The sequence below is a fragment of the Nonomuraea sp. B208 genome (genome assembly GCF_057536035.1).
On sequence record NZ_BAAJOU010000007.1, the window covers coordinates 1 to 16,815 of the forward strand.

Sequence of the window (16,815 nt, forward strand, 5' to 3'; positions counted from 1 at the left end):
CGTTTCCCCCAGCACCCCTTCCAACCACCGCCGCCCTGTCACCACCAGCCGCGTCCCACCAGCCACCGGCGATCAGCCACCGCCCTCACCCATGGCCCTTCACCACGCCCCGCCCCAGGAGCCGTGGACCATGAGCCGTGGGCCATGAGCCCCTACCCTGCGGCACGAACCACCCGACACCAGTCATCCGTCAGGAGCCGGTCGGCACCAGTCAGCTGACAGGTGCCGCGCGCCGGCCACGCGACACCGGCCACGCGACACCGGCCACGCGACGCCAGCGCGACACCGGCCACGCGACGCCAGCGCGACACCGGCCACGCGACACCAGCCACATGGCACCAGCCCTCAGGCCTGAGCCGTGCACCACGGGCCCGAATCAACAGCCGCCGGCCACCAGCCATGAGCCACGAGCCACGAGCCGCGCGACACCGGCCACGAACCACGAGCCACGAGCCAGCGTGGGCCGGGCACCACCTAAGCCAACAGCCATGAGCGCGCCGTCAGCCATCAGCGCGCAGTTGCCGGCCGTCAGCCGCCGAGCTGCAACCGCCCATCCACCCGCCGCGGAATCCCGAGCGGGTTGCCATCCTTCAACTCATCCGGCAGCAACCCCTCCGGCCAGTCCTGGTACGCCGTCGGCGCCAGCCACCGCTCGATCGCCGTAGCCCCGACCGAGGTGGACGCCGTGGTGGCCGACGGCCAGGGCCCGCCATGGTGCATCGCCCAGCACACCGCGACCCCCGTCGGCCAGCCGTTCCAGATGAGCCGCCCCGCCTTGCGCCCGAGCACCTCGACGACCTCGCCGGCCTCGTCCGGATCGGTCCCGTGGACGGTGGCCGTGAGCGACCCGTCCAGCCGCTCCAGCACCGCCCGCAACTCCCCCACCTCGCGGTACGTCACCACGATCGACGCCGGCCCGAAGCACTCCTCCCCGATCTCCGGCAGCTTCTCCGCGAAGGTGGCCAGGTCAGCGGTGAACACCTTCGGCGTCACGGCCCAGCTCCCCTCCCCGGCCTTGCCCTCGGCCAGCAGCTGCAGCTCGCCGAGCCGTTGGACGCCGCCCAGGTAACCGTCCCTGATCCGCTCGGCGAGCATCGGCCCGCCGCTCGTCCCCTCGACCGCCTCCACGAGCGCCTTGCGCAGCTCGTCGCCCTCGGGCACGAACATCAGCCCCGGGTTCGTACAGAACTGCCCGACCCCCAGCGTCAGCGACCCCGCGAACCCGGCCGCCACCTTGTCCACGGGCGCGGACGGCAGCACGACCACCGGGTTGACGCTCCCGAGCTCACCGTAGAACGGGATCGGCGTCTCCCGTTCGTCGATCAGCTGCTGGATCGCCTTGCCCCCGGCCACCGACCCGGTGAACCCGGCCGCCACCACCAGCGGATGCTGGACCAGGTCCGCCCCGGCCCCCATGCCCTGGACCAGCCCCAGCAGATCCGGGTACGGCAGCGCCTCCCGTACGATCTTCGCCACCCGCTCCGAGGTGTTGGGGTGCCCCGGGTGCGCCTTGACGACCACCGCGCATCCGGCCGCCAGCGCCGAGGCGGTGTCGCCCCCGGCCACCGAGAACGCGAACGGGAAGTTGCTCGCCGCGAACACCGCCACCACGCCCGGCAGCGCGTGCTTCATCCGCCGTATGTCGGGCCGCGGCGGGGTCAGGGAGGCGTCGGCGTGATCGATGATCGCCTCCAGGTAACCGCCATCCCTGATCACCTCGGCGAAGAGCCGGAACTGCCCCGCCGTCCGCGCGACCTCGCCGCGCAGGCGTACCTCGCCGAGGGCGGTCTCCTGGTCGGCGAGCTGCCACAGCTCGTCCACGTGCGCGGCGAGGGCGTCGGCGACGGCCTCCAGCGCCTGCGCCCGCTCGGCCGCCGGCGTGGCCCGCCAGGCCTGCCCGGCGGCCGCCGCGGCGGAAACGACCAGGTCGACCCCGGCGGTGTCGGTCTCTGGCAGGGCGTCGCCCACGGTCTGGCCGGTCCTGGGGTCGTGTCCGTAGATCATCGAATGGCCCTTCGGAGTCTTGACACTTCTTCAGCCCGATTCTTACAGTTCTGGATACTTGTCCACAAATCTGTCTCTTGTTCACATATATGGACGGCGGTCGAGATGATTATCAGGGAGATCCACGTCACCCCAGTCGCATTCCGGGATCCACCCCTCCTCAACGCCGCCGGAGTCCACGAACCATGGGCCCTCCGTACCATTGTCGAGGTCGTCACGGACGAGGGACTGACCGGGCTGGGCGAGACCTACGGCGACCTCGGCCACCTCGGCAAGGTGCGCGAGTGCGCGCAGGCCCTGGTCGGGCTGGACGTCCACGCCACGAACGAAATGTACGCCCGCGTGGCCGCCACCGTCGGCGACGTGGTCACCGACCTGCACGGCCTGACCGGCGTCGCGACCAAGGAGAAGAGCGTCGACCGGGTCTTCGCCGCCTTCGAGGTGGCCTGCCTGGACATTCGCGGCAAGGCGGCCGGGGTGCCCGTCGTCGACCTGCTCGGCGGCCGCGTCCGCGACGCCGTCGAGTACAGCGCCTACCTGTTCTACAAGTGGGCCGGCCACCCCGGCGACCAGCCGGACCGCTTCGGCGCCGCGCTGGACCCGGCGGGCATCGTCGAGCAGGCCGCCCTCCTCATCAAGGAGTACGGCTTCAAGTCGATCAAGCTCAAGGGCGGCGTCTACCCGCCGGACGAGGAGATCGCCGCAATCAGAGCCCTGCACGAGGCGTTCCCCGGCGTGCCGCTCCGCCTTGACCCCAACGCCGCCTGGAGCGTCGCGACCTCCATCCGCGTCGGCCGCGAACTCGACGGCCTGCTCCAGTACCTGGAGGATCCCACTCCCGACATCTCCGGCATGGCCGAGGTCGCCGCCTCCGTCCCCATGCCCCTCGCCACGAACATGTGCGTGGTCACCCCCGACCACCTGCCCCCCGCGATCGCCGCCGGCGCGATCGGCGTACTCCTGCTGGACCACCACTACTGGGGCGGCCTCGTCCGCTCCTCCCACGTGGCCAGCCTGTGCGCGACGTTCGGCCTGTCGCTGTCCATGCATTCCAACTCCCACCTCGGCATCAGCCTGGCCGCCATGACCCACCTCGCCGCCGCCACGCCGAACCTCACGTTCGCCTGCGACACCCACACCCCCTGGCAGGACGGCCAGGACGTGATCGCCCCCGGCGCACTCCGCTTCACCGACGGCGCCGTCCCCGTCCCCACCGCCCCTGGCCTGGGCGTGGAACTCGACCGGGACGCACTGGCCCGCATGCACGAGCAGTACGAGAAGTGCGGAATCGTGGCACGGGACGACACGACGTACATGCAACGCTTCGACCCAACCTTCTCCGCCACCCGCCCCCGCTGGTAGCCCCCACCCTCCCACTCAACTCCCGCCCCGCTGCTCCTCCCCACCCCCCTCCCCCACCTCTAACTGTCAAACCGCCCGCCCGGAACGCCCCTCCCCACCGCCGTTTCCACTCATCCAGCCCAGCCCAAACAACCGCCGCATCAAAGCTGCCCGCCACAGCAGCCCCGACCGACCGGCGATCCTGCGCCCGAAACCGGCAGCACCACCAGGAGACAGCCACCACAGTCGTCACCACCATCAACCGATAACGACCGCCCCACCAAGGCAGTCGCACGACCGCTTCAACAGCAGCGCCCCGACCACCAGGCCACCACCCACCCCTCAACACAGCCGCCCATCGCGCTGCCTAGTAAGAGCGGCCCAACGACTGCCCCCACAACCGCCCAGCACGACCTCCCGGCACACCGCCCGCACAGCCGCCCATCAAGGCATGCACAATCGCCCTAAACACCGTCCCCACAACCGATCAGCACGCCGCCCCGCACACCCTCCCAACACACCACCCCCACGCAGCCGCCCACCAGGGCCGTGCACAACCACCCAGAACGCCGCACCGCACAACGCCCTACCTGGGCCGGGCCGTCCCCTCAAGACCAAGCCAGCCAAAGCCAAGTAGTAACCACGCAACAACAGCAGTAGCCGCCTCATCCGTCAGGAGCCGAGTGGGTCCCATGAACATCGCATATGTCTACCCCTGGGACGTGGTCGGCGACCCGTCCGCACCCGACCGCCTCGCCGCGCTCGGTGTGGACGCGATCGCCCTGGCCGCCAGCTACCACTCGACCCGGGCCGCCACTCCGTACCACCCGTCACACCGCGTCCTGGACGCCCCGTATCCCGCCTTCTACCTCCCGGTACGCCCGTCCGCCTGGTCCCGCCTACGCCCGGCGTCCCCGACCTGGACACCGGCCGACGCCTTCCTGCAGGCGAGGAACGCCCTCAAAGCGGTCGGCCTCCAGGTTCACGCCTGGACGGTCCTGACCCACAACTCCCAACTAGGCGCCGCGAACCCCGACCTGATCGTCCGGAACGCCTTCGGCGACCCGTACCCGTACGCGCTGTGCCCCGCCCACGAAGACGTCCTCGACTACTGCGACCACCTCGTCAGGGAGATCCTCACACTCGCCGCGCCTGACGGTTTCATCCTGGAAGCCTGTGGCCCGATGGGCTTCAGCCACCTGAGCGTCCACGAAAAGACGTCCGGCGCCGACTGGACCGCCGTGGACTCCGACCTGCTCTCCCTCTGCTTCTGCACATCCTGCGCCCCTCGTTACCCGGAGCCCACCGAAGCGAGAGTCCGCGCAGTCCTCGACCGCACTCTCCCAACCTCCGACTTCCTCACCGTGGAAGAAGCCCTCGGTCCCCTCGCCGACGAAGTACGCACCACCCGCGTCGCTCTCTCCGCAACCCTGCGCCGCCGCCTCCTGACGACCATCCGCGAACTCGCCCCGAACATCCCCATCGCCCTGCACGCCAACCCGGACCCCTGGGCAACCGGCGCCTTCGCCGCTCTCCCGTCAGGCGACCCCGCCGCCGACGTCCTGGTAGCCAGTTGCTGGGGCGATCCCAGCCAGGACGCGCCCCGCCTGACTCACCTGACCACCCTGACCACGCCCACCCAGCGCGTAGGCGCCTACGTCCTCGCGCTCCCCCCACGCCCAGCGGACGCATCGATCCTGGCCGACCACATCAGAACATACGCCAAGGCCGGCGCCACCGACTTCCACCTGTACCACGCAGGTTTGGCCTCCCCCACCCGCCTGGCAGCCCTAACCGAGGCCCTACGCCAACTCACCTAGCCCAAACCCCCGTGTACCCAGACGCCACTCCCCTAGACACACCACAACCACACCACCAGCCGAAAGGCAGACCGGAACATCGACTTCAGTCGGCCCCATGTGCACCAAAGAACAGCCCTGCGCCAGCGACAGCCCATCAGATCAGAAAGCGACTCACCGGGCCGCATATCCGCCGCCCAACCCGGCACCCCCGTACAAGGCCCTGTCCCCTCAAGCCCTGCAACCCCTCAAGCCCTGCAACCCCTCAGAGCCCGATGCCCACTGCGAGCCCGATGCCCACTGACGAGGCCGGGTTCCCACTGGCGAGGCCGGGTTCCCACTGGCGAGGCCGATTCCCGCGGGGCTGTGTAGACCCAGCCGACTTCACCTCCAGGTCAGCTCCCCCCAGGTGAACTCAGCCCCGATGCCGACATTAGCTGAATCGCCCGGTCCCGCAGGCATCCCACCGCCAGCGCACACGAGGCCCCCAACAACCGTCTCGGCGCTTTCGACAACCCGCCCGCCGCACCTGCACGAGTCAGACCACCAGCTCCATCACCAGCACTCAGCGATTACGCCGAACGATGGAAGCGTTGAGAGCCGTCGCGAACAGAGTCCACACCGCATAAGGCAACAGGACAATCCCTGCCACGCGATCGACCTTCATAGCCTGCCGGACGAGCACGACGTTAGAGACGTTGAGCGCCGCTATCTCGGCCAACGCCCACCGAGGCGAACGCGCCCGGAAGAAGATCGCAGACCACGTCGCGTTGAGTGCCAAATTTCCAGCCAGAGCCCGCTCGACCGCCTTCTGCTGCTGCCCGTCCCCCTGAGACAGCGCCCGCGCGCCCCCGAACGCGATGAGCGCATAGAGCGGCGTCCACACCAGTGGGAACGCCTGCGCCGGTGGCTGCCAGCCAGGCTTCCGCAGCCGCCGATACCAACGAGTACGAGGATTCGTTCCGATTGATCCCACGACCGCTGTCACAGCGCTGGCCACACCAGTCCGCAGCAGAGCCTTCTTCATCGTCATCGCCATAGCAGTCGCCCCTGCCCCACACGGATCAGACTAAGCAGCATCACCCAAATCGACCGGATATGGCCAGATCCAACCGACATGTGACCACAGTCATCAGAACCGCCGAACTTAACCGTATTATCTGCGACTATGCTCTACGCCAAGCCGGGAAAATATCAGGCCCCACTGATAATTCTCCGAGTCCTTTCGGCACCACTCGATTCTGCGTCAAGAATACCAGCCAGCCACAGCAGCCCGAACCAGTATACAAACGCACCAAGAGCCATCACGGGAACTAGCGTCGCTATCGATCATTGAAACCGTTAGACACAGATTCCATCAAGAAGCGATGCAATCTCCGCCAGGACGGCAACCGCCCCTACCGGAACCCCTCGCACCGGCCCGGCCCCCATCTCCCACATCCGCAGCCAACCCCGGCGAACGCTTCCACCACACCCCTATACTCACACTCCACACATAACAGGCAAAACGGCCACGACTCAGCTGTCCTCAGGGGCAGTTTTCTTCCCCCCGAAACTCCGGCCAAATCGGACATGCTGGGGCTCCGGGATGAACGGCTCAACACGCAGAAGTACAAACCCACTCCCGCTGCCGACCGCTCGTGCCACAGCACCCCCAACTGCTTGCGACCATGGATAACAGCAAGCGAGACCCGGCCATGAGAGGCCGACGTCTCTCCCGACTACCGCAAAGGTAGGAATGCGTGGACGTGCAGACGGAGATCCTCGGTCTGAAACTGCGTGTCGAGGCTCTGGAGGCGTGCATGATCGCCGACACTGACCGCACGGCAACCGTGAGTATCATCACCGCCCTCCGAACGGACATCGCCGAACTCCGAGCCGACGTAGCCGAAGATTTCGCAGCGTGGGGCGACGAGGTGGCCGGCGTTCGCTGCCAGCTCAACGACTATCTCAAAACTTCGCACTCCGACCTCGTGCGAGCCCTCGACTCACTCCGTTGCGAGATGATCGACCTGGGCATCCGGCTCGACCGCCTGTTGGAAAACGGCGAATCCTAACCGAAATCAGTGCCCCCGACCCCATCGGGGGCACATACTCAAAGCGCCATCACCCAATACATCAATAGAGGGCTCTAAAGTCGCAAAGCCGCCAGTCCGACGAACTACTCCAACGCCTGGTCATACCAGCGACAGCCAAGCACTACCGATATACCGGTCCCGCAAGCCGCATCCGGACTACTACGACAGACTTGCCTTGCTATCGGCATGCCCTAACAACGTCACCCCTCTGCCGCTCATAGCGCGGCAGAGACCAACCCACTCTCGTAGGCAGCAATCACCAATTGCGCCCGATCCCGAGCCTCCAACTTGGCCAGCAGCCGGGTGATGTGCGTCTTCACCGTCGCCAAGCTCACTTGCAGATGCAGAGCGATCTCCCCGTTCGACAATCCACGCGCGATCAGCAGGAGCACCTCGCGCTCCCGCTCCGTGACCCCATCCAGCCCTTTCACCTGGGGAAACACCGGACTACGAGCGAACTGCTCAATCAACCGCCGCGTGACCGTGGGAGCCAGCAGCGCTTCTCCGCCGGCCACAATTCGAATGGCAGCCAGCAGCTCGGCGGGAGGTGTGTCCTTGAGCAAGAACCCGCTCGCCCCTGCGCGCAAAGCATCGTAAACATACGCATCCAAGTCGAACATGGTCACAACCAGAACCCGAGAGACATCTCTGACCTGCCGCGTGGCCTCAATCCCGTCCATCTCCGGCATTCGTACATCCATCAGCACCACGTCTGGCTTCTGCCTCAGGGCTACCGCGACCGCCTCCGCCCCGGTGGCCGCCTCTCCGACCACAGCGAGGTCCGGCTCGGAGTCGACCAGCACCTTGAAGCTGCCCCGGAGCAAGGCCTGGTCGTCGGCAATGACCACTCGAATCACGTGACCTCCTCCCCGTACGGCAAGCGTGCGAATACCCGAAATCCTCGTCCAGGCAGACCTCCGGCCTCAAAGGCGCCGCCGTACATCATCACCCGCTCTCGCATACCGATCAGCCCATGACCGGCCCCTGCAGAGGGCAGCGTTCTCCTGCCCGGTCCGTCATCGACGACTTCGATCCTCACGTCCCTTCCATCACCCAGAACGGAGACCCGGCACCGTGCCGGCGCGGCATGCTTGATCACGTTGGTAAGCGCCTCCTGCACGATCCGGTACACAGCCAGCTCGACCCCTTCAGGCAATCGCGCTACCGAAGACCCGGCGGCCGCGGTAGTGCCACCAATGCCCCCGCCACCAACTCCGTGGTCACCAACGCCCTCGCCGCCAGACACAACACCACTACCAGCTACGCCATCAGCACCAGCGCCTAGGGCGGCGGTGTCAGAAGCCGTGGTACCGAAAGCCGTGGGTCCGGAACCCGTGGGTCCGGAACCCGTGGGTCCAGAAGCCCTGGGTCCAGAAGCCCTGGGTCCAAAAGCCGCGGGTCCGGAAGCCGCGGGTCCGGAAGCCGCGGGTCCAGCTGGTGCACCGTTGACCCGTACACCCTCGGCCCCTCCACCGTCACCTGAAGCGCCGTCTCCACCAGCGCCACGAGCCGTACTGTCATCAGTCACAGAGCCACCAGCCGTGGCACCGCTCATGCCGTTACGGCCCGCGCCATTACGACGGCCCGCGCCATTACGCCGCGCACCGCCACGGTCGACGCCATCGATGCCGTTGGGCCGCTCGACGCCCCGGTCATCGTCATCTCGACCGGCAGCACCTCGACCTGAAGCATCTCGACCGACAAGCCCATCGCCACCGACGTGCTGTCCATCCGAATCGTCCTGGTCTTCGCTCGGGCTTCCGATCACGCCCCTCTTCCCCGTGGCAGCGTGGAAGCGCGCCTCGAACTGCACCTCAATTCCTGCGGACCGAGCTTGTCGGACAAGACCGTCCAGCCCAGCAAGCCCTGGGGCCGGGGTTCGATCCGCCGCATCAGAAGTCGATCGCAACATCCCGAGCAAGTGCCGCATCTCGATCAAGGCGCCGCGGCTCGCGGTCTCGATCACGCGCAAGGCGTCCCGCGCTTCCTCCGGCCTGGTCGCGATCACGTGATTCGCCACTCCGGCCTTGACCGCGATCAAGCCCACGTTGTGCGTGACGACGTCGTGAAGTTCTCGGGCAATGCGCAGCCTTTCCTGTGTCACCGCCTGCGCAGCCAATCGCTCGGCATTGCGCGCCGCGTACAGTCGGCGCTCGTACACGGCTCTGCCGATCGTCCAGGCGCCGCCTAGCGCCGCGATGCCCATCAACGGCTCGTCGAGGTTCACGACCCATGAGGGGACGGTCTGCGGCGTACCCGCCACCACCAACCCCGCGACGGTGAACAGACTCAGCGACCCGATGGCCGAGACCGGCACCAGGCTGCCGGCTCGCTCATTCAGCGCGACCACGTAGAGCGCGTACGCGGGTGCGAAGTAGGAGAACGTGACGGCGCCCGTGATCTGAGCTACGACCGCGAGCGCCAGCGTGAACAGGAAGACAGGCATGGGCCACACCCTCCGCAACGCCAAGGGCAACCCGAGCCCGAGCGGCAGTGCGACCTTCGCCCACGGTGGAAGGTGCGCCGCAGCGGCCGCGGACGTGAGGAACACGAAGGCGATGACGATCCCCGCCACCAGGTCGAGCATGACCAACTGCCCGCGCCCCAGGGCTCTGGCGAAGAAGGGGCCGCGGTCCTTGCTGCTCACCCTGTCGGGGTTCTCGTCCACGCGAGGAACCGTAGCCGCTGCGGCGGCGTGCGCACATCAACCCGGGGTCTGACCTTGAAGTTCGGACCGTGGTCCGACGCGCTTGCCGCCCGCCGTCCGGCAAGCTTCACGCCGTGATCGAGCTTCAGCACCTCACCAAGCGTTATGGCGGCACTCTCGCCGTCGACAACCTGACCTTCAACGTCGAGCCCGGCCATGTGACCGGTTTTCTGGGCCCCAACGGCGCAGGCAAGTCGACGACGATGCGCCTGATATTGGGCCTGGACGCCCCCACTTCCGGGGAGGCGCTGATCAACGGCCACCGCTACACCTCGTTGCGCAAGCCTATGCACGAGGTCGGCGCTCTGCTGGACGCCGGCGCGGTGCAGGGTGGCCGCAGTGCCTACAACCACCTGCTCGCCCTGGCCCGCACCAACGACATCGCCCCGAGGCGTGTAGCCCATGTATTGGAGGAGGTAGGCCTGGCTGGTGTGGCGCGAAAACGCGTGGCCGGTTTCTCCCTCGGGATGAAGCAACGGCTGGGCATCGCCGCCGCGCTGCTGGGGGATCCCGGTGTGCTGATGTTCGACGAGCCGGTCAACGGCCTCGACCCTGACGGTGTGCGCTGGATCCGCGACCTCATGCGTTCCCTGGCCGCCGAGGGCCGGACGATCCTGCTGTCCAGCCATCTGATGAGCGAGATGGCCCTCACCGCCGAACGCATCGTCATCATCGGCCGAGGCCGGCTCATCACCGAGGCCACGGTCGCCGACCTGACCAGTCGCTATCCGTCCCTGGAGGACGCCTACATGGCCCTGACGGCCGACAGCATCCAGTACGGAGCAGCCAGATGAGGGCCGCCCTCTCCGCCGAGCGGCTCAAGCCGCGTCCACTGCCTTTCCCTCTGTCAGGTCCTAGGCACGGCGGTCCTCATGGTGGTTCTGGGCCCGGCGTGGACGTTGCACCTCAGCAACCTGGCCGACCACCCTGGGTTCTGCACGCCCCCGAACCCGGAAGAGGGCCTCCTGTCACGCATCCAGATCAGCCTGGCGGTCCTGGGCATGCTGGCCGTGCCCAGCGAGTACGCGCTGACATGATCCGCACAATCCCCGGCACAGTTCCGCACGGCACTAGGTCATTCCTGACCAACAACGCTCTCGCCGGTCTGGGGAGCTTCGTGTCGGCGAGCGTGGCCCTCCTGAGGATCCATGCGCTGAACTGGTGATCGCGGACCGGCGCTACCTCGTGTTCAACTCGGCCTCCACTCCGACGATCTTCTGATGCTGCTGGCATCGGGGATGTCGGTCACCGCCCCGGCCCTCACCGAGCTGGCCATCGGCACTGCCCTGAGGTCGAAGGCAGACGTCGTCGCCTCCGTCGCGGCGGTGTTCCTCGTCCTCCTGGCATCGTGGCTTCCTTCCCTCGCCCTGGAACACCCGCGTCGCCACATTCCTGCTGCCCAGCCTCATCCCGCAACTGGCCGGCGAACGCCTCTCGATCCGCTTCGGCGGCGGCTTCCTCCCGCCGTGGGCCGCCCTCGCCGTCCTCATCGCCTATCCCGACGTCGCCCTTCCCGTCGGCCATCACCTGTTTCAGGAGAAGAAACTCATGATCCCCGCGAAAGACCGCCGCTCGGCCCCCTGTACAGCCGCACACGGCTTTGAGCACCGCACCCGTCTCACCGCCTGCCAGGGAGCGGCGTCATGAGTGTCCTTTCCGCCGAATGGTTGAAAGTCCGCTCAGTCCGCTCCACCTACGTGATCCTCGGCATGAGCCTGGGGACCATCCTCCTGGGCCTCGCGCTCGCCGTGATGGCCGCAGGGATGTACGACAGCGCGCCAGTGGACAAGCGCCCGGACGCACGCATCGCAGATCTTGAAGAAGTCCTGGTGATCGTGCCTCAACTGTGCCTGGGCATCCTGGGTGCGTTGGCCGTGACCTCCGAGTACGCGACGGGGCTCATCAGAACGAGCCTCGCGGTCGTCCCTCGGCGTTGGCCGGTTCTCGGTGCCAAAGCGGCCACCGTCGGCACAGTGGGCCTGATCATCGGTCCGATCGCTGTCTTCGGCACTTACGCCGTGTCCCGGGCGGTGCTCGGCGACCGATTCTCCGGTGCGTACGCCGGCCCGTTCGTGGACAGGATGCCCATCCTGGCCGTTCTCAGCCTCACGGTTCCGGTGTTCGCACTGCTCGGGCTCGGTCTGGGCGCTCTGCTCCGCTCCACCGCCGGATCGATCGCGGTCATCGTCGGCCTCGTCTACGTGATCCCGATGATCATCGGCAACATCCCCGAGCCATGGAGTGAACGGCTCGGTTCGGTCATGATCGGCGCTCTCCCCCGGCAGATCACCGGCGACGGCAATGCCTCCTCGGTGTTCGGCTCTCTCCTGTCACCCGCGACCGCCACCACAGTCCTGCTCGCCTATGCGGTCCTGCCCCTCCTCGCCGCCACTTGGGCGATTCGCCGGAGGGACGTCTGACCTGGGCCGGGGCGCCTCTTCGCGGGATATCGAAGCGAACGTCTGAGGTGACGTCGAAGGGAGGTTTTGCATGCACCCACCATCCTCGCGGCCGTACCCGCTTCCCAGCCACATGCCCCGGGAAGCGGGCGCGCGCCGCCGTCCAGAGCCGGCAGCGAGCGCGGGGCCGTCCTCCCTACCCGGAACCGCGCACCGCTGCGTTCAGGGCGTTTGGCGCGGCCTTCGGCGTCTCCTGGGATTGCTGTGGACAGCTTGCGCCTGGCGGAAGCCACCTCTCGGACGTATCCAGGCCCCTGGCCAAGGCGTCGTTTCGCTGGTTCTCCGACAGCCGCAGCCGCGGTGGCGTCCCCGCAGGGTTCGGCAAAGGCCTCGGCGATCACGACAGCATGAGCGACGGAGGAGGGTTCAGCACACTGAGGTTCGGCCGGCGCTCTCGTACCGGGATGAAAACCTGTCGCTGCTCACGAACAGCAGCGCGAGGGCATTGCCCGCGGTAAGCAGTACCGCGCCGTCGGCCCCAGGCAGCAGAACTGCGCTGCCCACCGCAGGTGATGGGGCCTCAGGTACGGTCGCCCACGATGCCTGCACAGCCGTGACCAACTGTGGCAGAGCCGCTGTGTCGTCCGCCGGCCTTGACGGCACACCTCCATCAGCACTGGATGGCGGCGAAGGCCTGCCCTCGGTACGGCAAGAGCGAGTGACGTCCGTACGACAGAGGCGTAGGTCGTCGCTGCGACAGAATCGAGTGGCGTCAGTGCGGTGGACGAGTGTCCGGTCAGTGCGACGAAGGCGGATGACCTCGGTACGGCAGACGAGAGTGACGTCTGCCGTACCGCCAGGGTGGTCAGACTTCGACCACCACAGGAATGATCATCGGTCGGCGCCGGTAGGTGTCGCTCACCCAGCGTCCCACCGTACGCCGGACCACGCGGCGGATCTCCTGCATGTCCACCACGCCATCGGCGGCCTTCTCCTCGAGCGCCCGCTCGATCTGCGGGATGAACTCGTCGAACTGCGCAGGATCAATACCCGAGCCGCGAGCGTGGATCTCGGGGCCGGCGGTGAGTTTGCCGGTGGCCGAGTCGACGACCACGACCACGGAGATAAATCCCTCGTCGCCGAGAATCCTGCGGTCCTTGAGCGAGGTGTCGGTGATCTCTCCCACGGAGGTGCCGTCCACGTACACGTAGCCGGCATGCACCGCGCCGGCGATCCTCGCCCTGCCGTCGACCAGGTCGACCACGACCCCGTCCTCGGCGATGACGATGTGGTCGTCGGGAACGCCGGTGAGGGCGGCCAGCTTGGCGTGAGCGCGCAGGTGGCGCCACTCCCCGTGCACGGGCATGAAGTTCGAGGGGCGGGTCAGGTTCAGCACGTACAGGAGCTCGCCGGCGGCCGCATGGCCGGAGACGTGCACCTTCGCGTTGCCCTTGTGAATGACCCGGGCGCCCCACCTGGTCAGCCCGTTGATCACCTTGTTGACCGCTGTCTCGTTCCCGGGCACGAGCGAGGAGGCCAGCAGCACGGTGTCACCCTGGGCGATGCGGATCGGGTGATCGCGATTGGCCATCCGCGACAACGCCGCCATGGGCTCGCCCTGCGAACCGGTGCAGATGAGCACCACGTCCTGCGGCGGCCACTCCTCGATGTCCCGGGAGTCGACGATCAGCTCCGGTGGCACCTTGAGGTAGCCGAGATCGCGGGCCACGCCCATGTTGCGCACCATGGATCGGCCGACCAGGGCGACCTTGCGGCCGTGCTTTGCGGCGGCGTCCATGACCTGCTGGATGCGGTGCACGTGAGAGGCGAAGCTGGCGACGATGACTCGTTGCTCGGAGGTGCGAATCACCTCGTCGATGACCGGCGCGATCTCTCGCTCACTCGTGACGAATCCGGGCACCTCGGCGTTGGTGGAGTCGGACATCAGCAGGTCGACGCCCTCGCTGCCGAGCCTGGCGAAGCCGCCGAGGTCGGTGAGCCGGCCATCGCTCGGCAGCTGGTCCATGCGGAAGTCGCCGGTGTGCAGGACGATGCCGGCCGGTGTCCTGATCGCCACGGCCAGTGCGTCCGGGATCGAATGGTTGACCGCGAGGAACTCGCAGTCGAACGGCCCGAAGACGTGCCGTTCGCCTTCGACGACCTCCAGCTTGTTCGGCTGGATCCGGTGCTCGCTGAGTTTGGCCTCGATCAGGGCCAGAGTGAGCTTGGAACCGATCAGAGGGATGTTGCGTCGTTCACGCAACAGGTACGGCACCGCCCCGATGTGGTCCTCGTGGGCGTGTGTCAGCACCATGGCCTCGATGTCGTCGAGGCGGTCCCTGATGTACTCGAAGTCGGGCAGGATGAGGTCGACGCCCGGCTGGTCGGGTTCGGGGAACAAGACCCCGCAGTCGACGATCAGCAGGCGGCCGTCGTATTCGAATACGGCCATGTTGCGGCCGATCTCTCCCAGCCCGCCGAGCGCGACGATGCGCAGGCCGCCTTCAGGCAGCGCCGGCGGGGGGCCAAGCTCAGGATGCGGATGGCTCATGCATGGCCCCCACTATCAAATGGTCTGTACAAAACTGCCAGTTCCTCCCCGTTCCTATACGTCTGTCAACTTCACCCCGCCGGCCACCAGGCAAGCACGCAGCTCGGCGATTTGCTGTTCTGTGGCGTCCACGAGCGGCAGCCGTACCGGGCCCACCGGCACGCCGACCATGCTCAGTGCCGCCTTTGCCATGATCGCGCCACCCGCGCGCAGCATAATGCCGTCCACCACGGGCGCGACCTGGGTGTGAACGGCCAGAGCCCCCGTGATGTCACCGCTCTTGTGCAGGCGGATCATCCGTGCCAGCTCGGCACCCACCACGTGTCCCACCACGCTGACGAACCCGGCAGCGCCGAGCGAGAGCCAGGCGAGGTTGAGCAGATCGTCGCCGGAGTAGAAGGCGAGATCGGTCGCCGTCATCACCTGGCTGGCGGCGAACAGGTCGCCCTTGGCGTCCTTCACGGCCACGATGCGCTCGTGTTGCGCGAGCCGGATGAGCGTCTCCGTCTTGATCGGCACACCGCTGCGGCCCGGGATGTCATAGAGCATCACGGGAAGGTCGGTCGCGTCGGCGACGGCGGTGAAGTGCCGGTAGAGCCCTTCCTGCGGAGGCTTGTTGTAGTAAGGCGTCACCACGAGCAACCCGTGCGCACCGGCGCGGGCTGCCTGTTTGGCAAGCTCGACGCTGTGGCGGGTGTCGTTCGTGCCCGCTCCCGCCACCACGGCCGCGCGGTCGCCGACCGCGTCGAGGACGGCGCTGACGATGCGCTGCTTCTCCTCGTCCGAGGTGGTGGGGGATTCCCCGGTCGTCCCGTTGACGATCAAACCGTCGTTGCGCTGCTCGTCCACCAGGTAGGTGGCGAGCCGACGCACAGCACCGTAATCGACTTCGCCGTCCGCGGTGAACGGCGTGACCATGGCGGTCAGCATGCGGCCGAAGGGCGCATCGGTGGTTCCAGTTGGCGATGCCATAGTGCGAACGCTACCTGGATTCGGAAATCCATTGGACGCCGCCACCCCGCTTTGCCTGCCTGGAACCGCTTTTTGCCCGCTTTCGCGGGCATTTCAGCGGACGCTCCCCCGAGGCTCGGCTCACAAACCACCCGGCTCGGGCAATCCGCTCCTGACTCCGTACGAACCGGGCTACCCCAACAGGTCGATCCACTATCCCAACCGGTCGGTCCAAGGGTTGCCGTAGCGCCGGACTTCGGCCGCCCCCTCATAGAGGTGCGCCGGCGGCGGGTCGCACCTTCCCGGGGCCGCATTGCACTGCATCGGGCCGCATCGGGCCGCGCCGGACCGCTCTGCGCCGTCGTCGCGCCGGGCCCTGGTGGGCCGGGCCAGCCTGCGCGCGGTCGGGCTGGGCCTTGGCCGGGCTGCGCGCGGTCGGGCTGGGCCGTGGTCGGGGGCCATGGTCGGGCTGGGCCGTGGTCGAGGAGCCACGGTCGGGCTGGGCCGTGGTCGAGGAGCCACGGTCGGGCTGGGCCGTGGTCGAGGAGCCACGGTCGGGCCGGGCCGTGGTCGAGGAGCCACGGTCGGGCTGGGCTGGGCAGGGTTGAGCTGGGCTGGGCCGCACCCCATCTGGGCCGGGCTGCAGCGCGCCGGGACGGGCCGATCGCGCTGCGCTGCTGTCGGGCTGGCGGACCGGGCCGCACTGACCGGGCCGGGGCTGCGCCCCGTTTGGGCCGGGCCTGCACCGCGCCGTGCCGTGCCGTGCCGTGCCGGACTCTACCGAGCTAGGCCGGGATGTACCGGGTGGAGCCGGCTGGGCCGAAATGAGCCGGGGTCGGCCGTGCTGCACCGCGCCGTGCCGGACTGTACCGTGCTGGGCCGAGCCGGGGTCGGCCGGGCTGCACCGCGCCGGGGCTGGGGTACCGCGCGGGCCGGGCGACGGTGTTGGTGTTGCGCGAGTCCCAGGACAAGCCTGTTCCGCGCC

The 16,815-nt window shown here is 67.8% G+C and carries 11 protein-coding genes and 1 pseudogene; 6 read left to right on the forward strand and 6 right to left on the reverse strand.

Going from position 1 to position 16,815, the window contains the following annotated elements:
• Window positions 1-528 precede the first annotated feature (528 nt).
• Window positions 529-2,004, reverse strand: a complete 1,476-nt coding sequence (locus AC27IY_RS03325; RefSeq protein WP_487177087.1) for an aldehyde dehydrogenase (NADP(+)) — start codon at window positions 2,002-2,004, stop codon at window positions 529-531.
• Window positions 2,005-2,109: 105 nt separating this feature from the next.
• Here AC27IY_RS03325 and AC27IY_RS03330 point away from each other — a divergent pair, with 105 nt between their 5' ends.
• Together AC27IY_RS03330 and AC27IY_RS03335 are read left to right on the forward strand one after the other, a co-directional pair.
• Window positions 2,110-3,366: a glucarate dehydratase family protein gene (locus tag AC27IY_RS03330; protein WP_487177088.1), complete on the forward strand. Its 1,257-nt coding sequence runs from the start codon at window positions 2,110-2,112 to the stop codon at window positions 3,364-3,366.
• Window positions 3,367-4,037: 671 nt separating this feature from the next.
• Window positions 4,038-5,165: a hypothetical protein gene (locus tag AC27IY_RS03335; RefSeq protein ID WP_487177089.1), complete on the forward strand. Its 1,128-nt coding sequence runs from the start codon at window positions 4,038-4,040 to the stop codon at window positions 5,163-5,165.
• A gap of 544 nt (window positions 5,166-5,709) precedes the next feature.
• Here the strand turns inward: AC27IY_RS03335 and AC27IY_RS03340 are convergent.
• Window positions 5,710-6,183 carry a TspO/MBR family protein gene (locus tag AC27IY_RS03340; RefSeq protein ID WP_344205019.1) on the reverse strand — a complete coding sequence of 158 codons (474 nt, stop codon included), beginning with the start codon at window positions 6,181-6,183 and terminating at the stop codon, window positions 5,710-5,712.
• A gap of 703 nt (window positions 6,184-6,886) precedes the next feature.
• Between AC27IY_RS03340 and AC27IY_RS03345 the strand changes: the two genes are divergently transcribed.
• On the forward strand, window positions 6,887-7,201 hold the full coding sequence (locus tag AC27IY_RS03345) for a hypothetical protein (RefSeq protein WP_344205020.1): 315 nt from the start codon (window positions 6,887-6,889) through the stop codon (window positions 7,199-7,201).
• Window positions 7,202-7,437: 236 nt separating this feature from the next.
• Here the strand turns inward: AC27IY_RS03345 and AC27IY_RS03350 are convergent, their stop codons facing one another.
• Complete coding sequence (locus AC27IY_RS03350) at window positions 7,438-8,079, reverse strand: response regulator (RefSeq protein ID WP_364450921.1); 642 nt, start codon at window positions 8,077-8,079, stop codon at window positions 7,438-7,440.
• On the reverse strand, window positions 8,076-9,890 hold the full coding sequence (locus tag AC27IY_RS03355; protein WP_487177090.1) for a sensor histidine kinase: 1,815 nt from the start codon (window positions 9,888-9,890) through the stop codon (window positions 8,076-8,078). Before AC27IY_RS03355 ends, AC27IY_RS03350 begins: the two co-directional genes overlap by 4 nt.
• A 113-nt stretch (window positions 9,891-10,003) precedes the next feature.
• Here AC27IY_RS03355 and AC27IY_RS03360 point away from each other — a divergent pair.
• The 3 genes and pseudogenes from AC27IY_RS03360 to AC27IY_RS03370 form a co-directional block, all read left to right on the forward strand.
• Window positions 10,004-10,657, forward strand: a pseudogene (locus AC27IY_RS03360) (ABC transporter ATP-binding protein); the annotation flags it as partial.
• Between the two features lie 144 nt (window positions 10,658-10,801).
• Window positions 10,802-10,966, forward strand: coding sequence for a hypothetical protein (locus tag AC27IY_RS03365; RefSeq protein WP_487177091.1), 165 nt, complete (start codon window positions 10,802-10,804; stop codon window positions 10,964-10,966).
• A 606-nt stretch (window positions 10,967-11,572) separates the two neighbouring features.
• Window positions 11,573-12,349 carry an ABC-2 transporter permease gene (locus tag AC27IY_RS03370; RefSeq protein ID WP_423473673.1) on the forward strand — a complete coding sequence of 259 codons (777 nt, stop codon included), beginning with the start codon at window positions 11,573-11,575 and terminating at the stop codon, window positions 12,347-12,349.
• An 844-nt stretch (window positions 12,350-13,193) separates the two neighbouring features.
• On the opposite strand, the gene AC27IY_RS03375 is transcribed toward AC27IY_RS03370, so the two are convergent.
• The gene (locus tag AC27IY_RS03375; protein WP_364450909.1) at window positions 13,194-14,879 is read right to left on the reverse strand and encodes a ribonuclease J; all 1,686 of its coding nucleotides are present in this window, start codon (window positions 14,877-14,879) and stop codon (window positions 13,194-13,196) included.
• Between the two features lie 54 nt (window positions 14,880-14,933).
• Complete coding sequence (gene dapA, locus AC27IY_RS03380; RefSeq protein WP_344205030.1) at window positions 14,934-15,851, reverse strand: 4-hydroxy-tetrahydrodipicolinate synthase; 918 nt, start codon at window positions 15,849-15,851, stop codon at window positions 14,934-14,936.
• Window positions 15,852-16,815: the final 964 nt, after the last annotated feature.